This window comes from Streptosporangium sp. G11 (assembly GCF_051192615.1).
GTDB lineage: Bacteria > Actinomycetota > Actinomycetes > Streptosporangiales > Streptosporangiaceae > Streptosporangium.
In genome coordinates this window covers 1-8,762 of sequence record NZ_JBPJUQ010000158.1, presented here as the reverse complement: position 1 = coordinate 8,762, position 8,762 = coordinate 1, and the positions used below count along the sequence as shown (strand labels likewise).

Annotated in this window: 10 protein-coding genes; 6 read left to right on the top strand and 4 right to left on the bottom strand. The window is 68.4% G+C overall.

Annotated elements, in window-relative coordinates:
• Window positions 1–193: 193 nt before the first annotated feature.
• The gene (locus tag ACSDR0_RS48130) at window positions 194–928 is read left to right on the top strand and encodes a type II toxin-antitoxin system Phd/YefM family antitoxin (RefSeq protein WP_435295700.1); all 735 of its coding nucleotides are present in this window, start codon (window positions 194–196) and stop codon (window positions 926–928) included.
• Window positions 929–1,049: 121 nt separating this feature from the next.
• Here the strand turns inward: ACSDR0_RS48130 and ACSDR0_RS48125 are convergent, their stop codons facing one another.
• The 3 genes from ACSDR0_RS48125 to ACSDR0_RS48115 form a co-directional block, all read right to left on the bottom strand.
• Entirely contained in the window at window positions 1,050–1,175 is a 126-nt protein-coding gene (locus ACSDR0_RS48125; protein ID WP_435295699.1) for a hypothetical protein, read from the bottom strand.
• A gap of 258 nt (window positions 1,176–1,433) precedes the next feature.
• Window positions 1,434–2,201, bottom strand: a complete 768-nt coding sequence (locus ACSDR0_RS48120; protein WP_435295698.1) for an SDR family NAD(P)-dependent oxidoreductase — start codon at window positions 2,199–2,201, stop codon at window positions 1,434–1,436.
• Between the two features lie 543 nt (window positions 2,202–2,744).
• Window positions 2,745–3,608, bottom strand: coding sequence for an LLM class F420-dependent oxidoreductase (locus ACSDR0_RS48115; RefSeq protein ID WP_435295697.1), 864 nt, complete (start codon window positions 3,606–3,608; stop codon window positions 2,745–2,747).
• 656 nt (window positions 3,609–4,264) lie between these two features.
• Here ACSDR0_RS48115 and ACSDR0_RS48110 point away from each other — a divergent pair.
• The 3 genes from ACSDR0_RS48110 (at window position 4,265) to ACSDR0_RS48100 (ending at window position 6,419) form a co-directional block, all read left to right on the top strand.
• On the top strand, window positions 4,265–5,344 hold the full coding sequence (locus ACSDR0_RS48110; protein ID WP_435295696.1) for a site-specific integrase: 1,080 nt from the start codon (window positions 4,265–4,267) through the stop codon (window positions 5,342–5,344).
• A gap of 99 nt (window positions 5,345–5,443) precedes the next feature.
• The gene (locus tag ACSDR0_RS48105) at window positions 5,444–5,866 is read left to right on the top strand and encodes a hypothetical protein (RefSeq protein WP_435295695.1); all 423 of its coding nucleotides are present in this window, start codon (window positions 5,444–5,446) and stop codon (window positions 5,864–5,866) included.
• 211 nt (window positions 5,867–6,077) lie between these two features.
• On the top strand, window positions 6,078–6,419 hold the full coding sequence (locus ACSDR0_RS48100) for a hypothetical protein (protein WP_435295694.1): 342 nt from the start codon (window positions 6,078–6,080) through the stop codon (window positions 6,417–6,419).
• Between the two features lie 44 nt (window positions 6,420–6,463).
• Here the strand turns inward: ACSDR0_RS48100 and ACSDR0_RS48095 are convergent, their stop codons facing one another.
• Window positions 6,464–6,589, bottom strand: a complete 126-nt coding sequence (locus tag ACSDR0_RS48095) for a hypothetical protein (RefSeq protein ID WP_435295693.1) — start codon at window positions 6,587–6,589, stop codon at window positions 6,464–6,466.
• 261 nt (window positions 6,590–6,850) lie between these two features.
• Between ACSDR0_RS48095 and ACSDR0_RS48090 the strand changes: the two genes are divergently transcribed.
• Both ACSDR0_RS48090 and ACSDR0_RS48085 read left to right on the top strand, forming a co-directional pair.
• Window positions 6,851–7,924, top strand: a complete 1,074-nt coding sequence (locus ACSDR0_RS48090) for a serine hydrolase domain-containing protein (protein ID WP_435295692.1) — start codon at window positions 6,851–6,853, stop codon at window positions 7,922–7,924.
• Window positions 7,925–8,210: 286 nt separating this feature from the next.
• The gene (locus ACSDR0_RS48085; RefSeq protein ID WP_435295691.1) at window positions 8,211–8,459 is read left to right on the top strand and encodes a Tn3 family transposase; all 249 of its coding nucleotides are present in this window, start codon (window positions 8,211–8,213) and stop codon (window positions 8,457–8,459) included.
• The last annotated feature ends 303 nt before the right edge of the window (window positions 8,460–8,762 follow it).

Below are 8,762 nucleotides of genomic sequence, written 5' to 3'. Positions count from 1 at the left end.
GTCCCGCGCGCACCAGCTCCACCATCTGCCGGCGAAACTCCGGCGGATAGTTGTTCGGCACAGTGAACTCCTTCTTCCGGGAACCAGGGTTCCTCAGAGATCAGGTGTCCACCAAACCGGGGCAACTCCAGCTCGCGGCCGGTTGCTCGTGTTTCGTCGCCTGGGCCGCGTGTGGGCCGACACAATGCCAGGCGTGCACAAGGCGGACATCAGCGACCAGCCCGAGCCTGAGCGGTCGGGCGAGGTCGAGGAGATCGGGATCCGGGAGGCGCGGGCGCGGCTGGCCGAGCTCGTCGAGCGGGCCGGGGCGGGCGAGCCGGTGCTGCTGCGCCGACGTGGCCCTGAGCGCAACGCCGCTGCCCTGCTGCCCGTCGCGGCGATCGAGGTCTGGAATGCCCACCTGGCCGCGCAAGAAGCCGAGCGGCAGCGCCGCGCCGAGGAGATCGCGCTCGGCGAACGCCGACCGGCCGGAGCGCGCGGCGCGGTGTGCCCGGGCTGTCGCAGTTCGTTCATGCACGTGGTCTTCACTGGCCCGGTCGTCATCGCGCTCGTCAACACCGCCGACCCCACCGCGGGCGTGCAGGCGGCCGTGGCCGACACCGACCCGGCGATGGCCCAGGAGGTGGCGTTCGTGCGCTGCGCCTCGTGCTGGGAGCCGATGGGAGACCGGCCCCGTGAGCACGGCGCCCCGGCCTACCGCGCGGCCGTCGACATCGCCGAGAACGCCTCCTGGAGCGACGTGGCGTGGGAGGCGACCAATTCCTACGTCGTCGCCGAACACGAGATGGGGCGGGCCTCACGCATCGTGCTCGCCCACGACCTGGCCTGGGGAAAGGTGCGTCGGGTGACCCGCTGGGAATGGCTGACCGGCATCACCGACGACGAACGCGAGCAGCTGCGCCGCCAGCTCGACGACGACGAGTTCTGACTCCCACCCGGGGCTTGATCAACGACTCCTGCCAGCATCAACCCCCAGGAAATCCTTCGTAACGAAAAGCGGTGCGACAGGAGTTCTGCCGCACCGTCCATGTTTACGCTGCTAGGGATGCCTAGCTACAGCTGAGATACTCCAGGAGTGGGGAGTACATCCAGCCGAGGCCCCCGCCGCGCAGGTAGACAGCCCGGCGGCCGTTGACCTCGTTCGGCTTGAGCACATGACTGTTGGGTCCCGTCACCTTAACTCCGTGAGCTTTGGGGTCGTGATACACCCTTTGGTATCCCGAGGAACTCACGTAGACGTGCGTTCCACCCTTAGCGGTGTTTATCTCGTACACGTTTACCGTGCAGTTAGCCGCTTGAGCAGGCGTGCTGACAGCGGCCATCAGGACTGCCGCGGTTGAGGCAATCCGTCGAAGCGGTGAGCGGAATGACATGAATCCTTGGGAGCAGACGCCTCCGGCCGGGTCCAGCTTTCATGATCGAAGGGACAGACCCTAGACCTGAGCGTTCCCGCCATCGACGAAGAATTCGGCGCCAGTGATGAAGCTGGCGTCGTCGGAAGCGAGGAACGTGACGGTCTTGGCTATTTCTTCGGGGCGGCCCAGGCGTTTCATGCTGACACGCGAGGCCAACACCTCCATCCCCTCAGGTTGGCCGGGGAGCATCTCCGTCCCCTCGGGGTGGCCGGCGAGCATCGCCGTGCCGACCGGGCCCGGGCTGACCACGTTCACCCGGATGTCGCGGCCCTGGTCATACAGGTCCGTCGTCCAGGTGCGGGCGAACGACCGCACCGCCGCCTTGGTGGCCGAGTAGACGCCCTGGCAGGGGTAGCCCTTGATGGAGACAACGGAGCCGGTCAAGATGATCGTGCCGCCGTCGGGCATCAGCGGCAGGGCCTTCTGCGCGGTGAACAGCGTGCCCTTGACGTTGGTGTCGAAGGCGCGGTCGACGTGCTCCTCGGTGATCGAGCCGAACGGGACCCGGTCAAGGGTGGCGGCATTGGCGAAGACGATGTCGACGTGTCCCTGTTCCTGGCCGATCTGCTCGTAGATCCGGTCGAGGTCCTTGGGCTTGGTGACGTCTCCCTGGATGGCGGTGACGCTGGGGCCGATGGACGCCGCCGCAGCGTCCAGTTCAGGCTTGCGGCGGCCGGTGATGTAGACTTGGGCGCCCTCCCGGGCGAACTCTCTGGCGGTGGCCAGGCCGATGCCGGTGCCGCCGCCCGTGATGAGGGCGACCTTGCCGTCCAGTTTCCCGGGCATGACGTTCCTCCCCCGTCGCTGAGTTGGCCTGAAACTGTCCACATACCCTGCTGATGCCCGGCCCACACCAGTCGGCGCACACGCAGTCAGAGCTTGTGCGGCCGGTCCTCAACGTTGACAGTGCATCCCAGTGTGGGTCGAGCGGCTGCCAGCTATGCCACTGCTTGGCACGACGCACACCAGTGCCGAGGGTGCGCGCGGCGCACTATTCTGCCGCCGACCGTGCGTAGGCGTGCCGCCGAGCGATGTAACTCTCCGTCAACATAGACCCGATGTGGAGTCGGTGGGGATAGTCAGGGGCGATGGCGCTGCACCAGCTGGTGCCGACACTCGCGAACATGTGCCTCGGCGAGATGGGGGTGGCGCCCGAACTCACGAACATCTAGTGCCGAGACTCACGAACAAAGCCACTCCGGCGGCGCGGGCGGCTCACCGACTCGGGGATCACCCAGATCGTTGTGGCCATCGGCCAGGATGCCGGGATCCCCTGTAAGGCGTGCCGCTCAGACGACATAAGTGCACGTCAACGGTTGAGGCGCGTGCTCAGCGCCCAGCTGGGGTGATGGCCGACATCCGCGTGGCGAGTTCGGCCAGGTGTGCCAGCCAGGAGTCGGCGGCGGCGTCGGGTACGGCGACGATGACGTGATCGATGCCCAAGGCAGCCAGATCACCGCAGCGCTGGACGCTCTCCTCGACGCTCTGGCTATCGGGGATGCGCATATGGAGGGTCTTCTCGATCTCCTCGTAGGGCCGCCCCAGCCGTTCGCAGTGGGCGCGCAGCACGCTGAGCTTGTGGCGGACATCGGCGCCGTGAAGGAAGTTGCACGCGTCGGCGTACTCGGCGACGAGACGGAGGGTCTTGTTCTCCCCGCTGCCGCCGATCAGGATCGGCGGGCGCGCCTGCGGCGCGTTGAGCGTACGCTCCAGCCTGTAGTGCCTGCCCTCGTACGGCTTGTTCTCGTCGCTCCACATCTGTTTGGCGATCTGGAGGGTCTCCTCCAGCCGCTCGAACCGCTCTGCCAGGGAGGGAAATCGGAGGCCGAGGCCGCGGGCCTCCCGCTCGTACCAGCCGGCGCCGATGCCGAGGACGGCGCGGCCGCCGGAGAGCGCGTCCAGGGTGCTGACCTGCTTCACCAACAGTCCGGGCTCGCGGTAAACGGCGCCGGTCACGAGGGTGCCCAGCGTGATCCGGCTGGTGAGGGCGGCGGCATAGGACAGCGCGCCGTACGCCTCCAGCATCGGATCTTCCACGGAGCCGAAGTTGGGGATCTGGAAGAAATGGTCCATCACCCACAGGCTGTGCAGGCCTGCCCCGTCGGCGCCGCGGGCGACGGCCGCGAACCGCCCGGCGATGGCGGCGTCGCCGCCGGGCCAGGTAAAGCGGGGGCAGGTCAGACCGAGTTTCATCGAACACTCCTTGGTCGGGGTGGGAGGGCGTGCCTGCCGCAGGATGATGTGTCACTGCGGCTGCGGGCATAAAAAAACCCTCTCGCCGGGGCTGCTGCACCCGAGGCCGAGAGGGACTCCGTAGAAGTGATTATCTCATGAACCGTGCACGATGCCCGCCAGGAAGAGGTGGTGGATGCCGGGGCCGACGTGCGGCGTGTGCGGAACCGAGCTGGAACCCGACGGCGGGTGCTTCACCTGTCGCATCCCGGCCCAGCGGGATGTGTCTGTAGATCGCGTCGCGGCGAACGTCGGTCAGTGATCAGCCAGAGCCGGACGGACTCCCTCCGGGAGAAATCAATCTACGTTGTAAAGCCTGGCGGGCTGCACAGCTCGCACCACCCCCAGGTCGACGTCGTGGCGACCGTCTCCCCTCCCCCTGTCGACGCCTTGGCACTGGGTGCGAGGCGCCGGGAGCGCACGATGCGGCCTGGGGTTCCGCGACATCTGCGACATCCTTACGCGCACACGCGCGAACCGGGGTGATTTGGCCGGTCGTCGGGTCGTGTCAGCGCCGGTGGACGCATGTCGGCCCGCGTCAAATTCCTGGGTTGCGATAACATGCCTTATCGCAACCCGGAAACGGGCATTTCGCCCGCACCGAAAGGCTCTTTCGGATGACCGAGTTAGCACGGCCGGAACCGGACCCCGCGCTCCCGGCGCACCCGACGGGCCGGGCCGACGTCGCCGCGGCGACCACGGCCGACCGGGAGATGAGCGACGCGGCCCGCGCCCGGGTCGCCGGCGGCATGGCCGACAACACCAACCGCGCCTACGCCCGCGACTGGGAGACCTTCACCACCTGGTGCGCCACGACCGGCCGCACGCCGCTGCCCGCCTCAGCCGAGACGCTCGCCGAGTACGTCACCCACCTGGCCGCCACCCCGACCGCCCACGGCACCCTGCCGGCGCCCTCCACGATCGAGCGGGCGCTGGCGTGCGTGCAGTCCCGGCACAAGAAGGCCGGGCTGACCGTGAATGCCGAGGGCGGCCGCCTGGCCCTGCGCGCCTACCGCAAGGAACGCGCCAAGACCGGGACGCGCACCCGCAAGGCGCCGCCAGCCGAGCTCACCGTCCTGCGGGCGATGATCGACGGCTGCGACCCCGCCACCCTGACCGGCCTGCGCGACCGCACCGCCCTGGTGCTCGGCTTCGCCCTGATGGGCCGCCGCTCAGAGCTGGCCGCCCTCGACCTCGAAGACCTGGCGCTGACCGTCGACGGCCTGGAGGTCACCATCCGCCAGTCCAAGACCGACCAGGACGCCCGCGGCGAGGTCGTCCCCCTGCCGTATGGCTCGCATCCCGAGACCTGCCCGGTGCGCGTCGTGCAGGCCTGGGTCGCGGCGCTGGCCGCCCAGGGCGTCGCCGCCGGGCCGCTGCTGCGCGGCGTCGACCGCCACGGCCGCATCACCACCGCCCGCCCCGGAGCCTCGGGCAAGAGCGCCGAGCGGATGAGCGGCCACGGCCTGAACCTCATCGTGCGCCGCGCCGCCGAGCGAGCCGGCCTGGCCAACGCTGAGACCTACACCGCGCATTCACTGCGCGCCGGGGGCGCCACTAGCGCCGCCAAGCACGGGGCGCCGGTCTCGGCGATCGCCCGCCACGGCCGCTGGTCGGAGAAGTCCCCGGTCGTGCACGGCTACATCCGCACCGCCGACAAATGGCGCGACAACCCCATGCGAGGAATCGGCCTGTGACCCCGGTGCGCGTCCTTCATGGCCGTTGTCCTGCGTGCGCGGGTGCGCCGTCGTTACGCTGCTCCGATCTTCGACAACTCCCCACGAAGGGCGCGCACCATGGCAACACCGCAGCAGGAACCGACCTGGCAGCCGATCAGCATGCTGGCCATGCTGACCGACCACGTCCAGGAGGGCGTGGCCATGGCGCGCGAGCAGCTGGCCACCCTGGAGAAGGGGCGCTCTAAGCCCTACGTCCTCGATGACGCCACCGTCGCCCGGGTCAAGCAGGTCTTCACCCAGACGGCCGAGGACAACGAGCTGTTCGCCGAGCAGGGACGGCGCTGGGCCGCGATGGACCTGAGCGCCGAGCAGCGCCGCGACGTCGAGCGCTACGCCGCCCTGGTGGAGCAGATGCAGACCGAGACCACCGCGATCCTCTCCCTGACCGACGAGCTCGCCAAGCAGACGATCGAGACCGTGCTGGCCAAGAGCGACCTGGAACTCGGCATCGAAGCGCTACTGCGCGACGGACGGCTCTAACCACCTTGGCCCCACCCCGGCCCGCCCCTACCGGGAGGGGTTTTGAGAGTTTCGAGAGGGGTCTTACGCGCGTGCGCGCGAGGCAGCCGGCCGACGCCGTGATGATGGAGCCGCAGAGCGCTTAGGTTGGCCCCATGGGTGAGGACGGGCTGCAGGCCGCAGGCGAGGGCACCGAGGAGTCGCCGGCTCCCGCCCTCGGTGAAGCGGGCCGATGAGCGCGGAGAGCGCGCCGGGCCTGTATGAGGCGCTGGCCACGATCGCCGCCGCGGCGCGGGCCGCCTACGCCGACGGCTCCAACCTTCGGGTGCGCTCCTCAGGCATCGTGCACGCGGTGGTGATGACGCGCTGGCTGGGCGGGGAGTGGATGCCGGGCCCGGCGTGCATGGTCGGGGTGAGCGGCTGGGATCCAGGCGCGGCGCACCCGGACCGTGGTGCGGTCACCTGCCGCCGATGCCTGAAGCTGACCACGCAGGAGCCCGTCGACGAGCAGCTGGAGCTGTTCCCCGTTGCCGTCCCCGAGCCGGGCGAGCGACTCGACGGCCCTGGCGACTGAGCGCGCCCCGAAAGATCATCGACTGATCGAGCCCCACCTTCCGCTCAGGTGTCGTCCAGCCAGTGATAGCGGTCATCCAGCGCGTCCAGCTCCCACGGAGGCAAGCCCGCAATCGCCGTGTCGCTCAATCCCTCACGCTCGCGCAGGTCGGCCAGGATGCCGTCCAGCACCGCCGGATCGGTTTCGCCCAGGGCCAGCGCGACGTTTCGCCGGGCGGGATCCGCTGCGACGAGCGCGCTGAGATCAGGACGCGTTCGACCGAGGCGTGCGGGAAGGCATCTTCAGGTTTTACATCGAGAACACACGCCCTGCCCTAGAACTGTGGCTCGACATCCGAGTTTCGGACTTCCACAGAGGGAGACTTCATGGTTTCGCGTCGAGCAACAGCGGCTCACGTCGCCTCAGTGGCGTGCGCGGCGTTGGCTCTGAGCATGGCCTCGCCCGCAACCGCCTCGGCAGCTGCCGACCCCGTCAAGGTCGGGGACGTGCAGAAGGCGATGGAAGGCTTGGTGAAGACGGGTCACGTGGTGGGCGCCATCGGCGAGGTGTACATGGATGGCAAGCGGGTCGGGAAGGGATCGGCCGGGTCCCGCCTGCTCCACGGCAAGGGCGGCGCGATCCCATCGAATGCCCGCTACCGGATCGGCTCGCAGACCAAGGGCATGACCGCCACCGTGGTGCTGCAACTGGTCAAGGAGGGCAAGCTGAGCCTGGACGACAAACTCAGTGCGGTTCTGCCGAAGGTAGTGGAAAAGGACCTGGTGGAGCGGGCCGACGAGATCACGGTAGGCAACCTGATCGAGCTGACCTCGGGCATCCCCGAGTACTTCGGTCCAGACGTCGATCCCCTGGACCCCACGCGTACCTACCGCCCGACCGACCTGCTGGCGGCCTCGCGCAAGAAGCCCCGGCCCGTGGAGATCGGGACCTTCAACTACTCCAATACCAACTACATCCTGCTCGGCATGATCATCGAGAAACTGTCCGGAAGGTCACTGGCGGCCGAACTCGACCGAAGGCTCTTCGTCCCGCTCGGAATGCGCGACACCTACCTGCCCGCAAAAGCGCCGGAGGGCATCAAGGGCCCGCACGGGCACGGCTACGCCCCGGACAAGAAGACGGGCACGCTGCGCGACGTCGACAAGATCAACGCCACCACCATGCTCGGCGCCGGCGGCGTGATCTCCACCGCGCGCGACATCAGCGCCTTCCAGCGTGCCCTGCGCCAGGGCAAGCTCCTGCCGGAGTCTTTGAACAAACTGCTCACCGACCCGCCGCCCGGCCTGCCGCCGCTGCCCCCGGGCGGCCCGTGCGCGGGCAACCCTGAGTTCGCCCCGGCGAGCGGGGGCAGCGCGCCGGGCTACTTCGCCGCGACCGTCACCTCCTCGGACGGCCGCCTGCAGTTCGCCGTGTCCGTGACGGTGGCCATGGACGATGCTGAGCGCGTCGCCGCACCGCGGCGCATCACGGACGCTCTCAAGTCGGTGTTTTGCCCGGCGACATGAAGTGTGTCCTGTGATCACGTGACGGGGTGCCGGGGCTTGAGCAGCAACCGAACGGCCAGTCACGTTAAGGAGCCCGGCGGGCACCTCTTATCGTGACTGGCCGTTCTGATGCGGGTGGGCGCGGGATGGCTGGTAGAACTCCTGGTCAGCCGATGAGGTTCACGGTGCGGCGGAAGGTGGTGGCGGTGGCTTCCAGGTCCGCGAGGGTCTGGGGGGTCAGCCCACATAAGCCCAAAACCCACATTGGGATGATCTTGAAGAGTTGAGCGGCGGGGTTAATGAAGCTATGATCTTCTTCGCCTGTTATGTGCGTGTTCGTCTCGCGCTGTGTGCAGCCCGGCCGATAAGACCGCCTTACGGAGTCGGACAGCAAGGCGGTCTGCAGGTCGTGGAGAACCGGAACGGCGCCAACGACAAGATCTTCTACGGGCGCGAAGGGGCCATCACCGCCGCCGACCGCGAGCACGCCGAAGTCTCCATGCTCGCCCTCCACCTGCTCCAGTCCTCACTGGTGTCGACGCAGCAAGATAGGTAATCAGGGCCCCTGATCGCGTCCACGGCCGCCAGGGAGGTCCGGCCGGATCGCGCCGTCCGGGGGGCCGTGCTGCGGAGCAAGTTAGAACACAAGTCGGACTTACCGCATCACATAGGGCTACTTCCACCCTTGGTGACGGCGACCCGAGCGCCGGGCCGCCTAAGGTCGTCTAGTGCGACGTTCCTCAAAGCAGGTAGGTAAAACGGCGTCGGCGTTGACGAGGATGGGGAGCTGGACGGCCCCAGATCCAGCGGCGGGCGCGGGTGTTGAGCTGGGTGGTCGCCACGGCGGTGGCGTAGGCGA

Coding starts and splice junctions, on each gene's coding strand:
- ACSDR0_RS48120 (WP_435295698.1), bottom strand. CDS start 2,201: ATGCCCGGGAAACTGGACGGCAAGGTCGCCCTCATCACGGGCGGCGGC.
- ACSDR0_RS48115 (WP_435295697.1), bottom strand. CDS start 3,608: ATGAAACTCGGTCTGACCTGCCCCCGCTTTACCTGGCCCGGCGGCGAC.
- ACSDR0_RS48110 (WP_435295696.1), top strand. CDS start 4,265: ATGACCGAGTTAGCACGGCCGGAACCGGACCCCGCGCTCCCGGCGCAC.
- ACSDR0_RS48105 (WP_435295695.1), top strand. CDS start 5,444: ATGGCAACACCGCAGCAGGAACCGACCTGGCAGCCGATCAGCATGCTG.
- ACSDR0_RS48100 (WP_435295694.1), top strand. CDS start 6,078: ATGAGCGCGGAGAGCGCGCCGGGCCTGTATGAGGCGCTGGCCACGATC.
- ACSDR0_RS48090 (WP_435295692.1), top strand. CDS start 6,851: ATGGCCTCGCCCGCAACCGCCTCGGCAGCTGCCGACCCCGTCAAGGTC.
- ACSDR0_RS48085 (WP_435295691.1), top strand. CDS start 8,211: ATGATCTTCTTCGCCTGTTATGTGCGTGTTCGTCTCGCGCTGTGTGCA.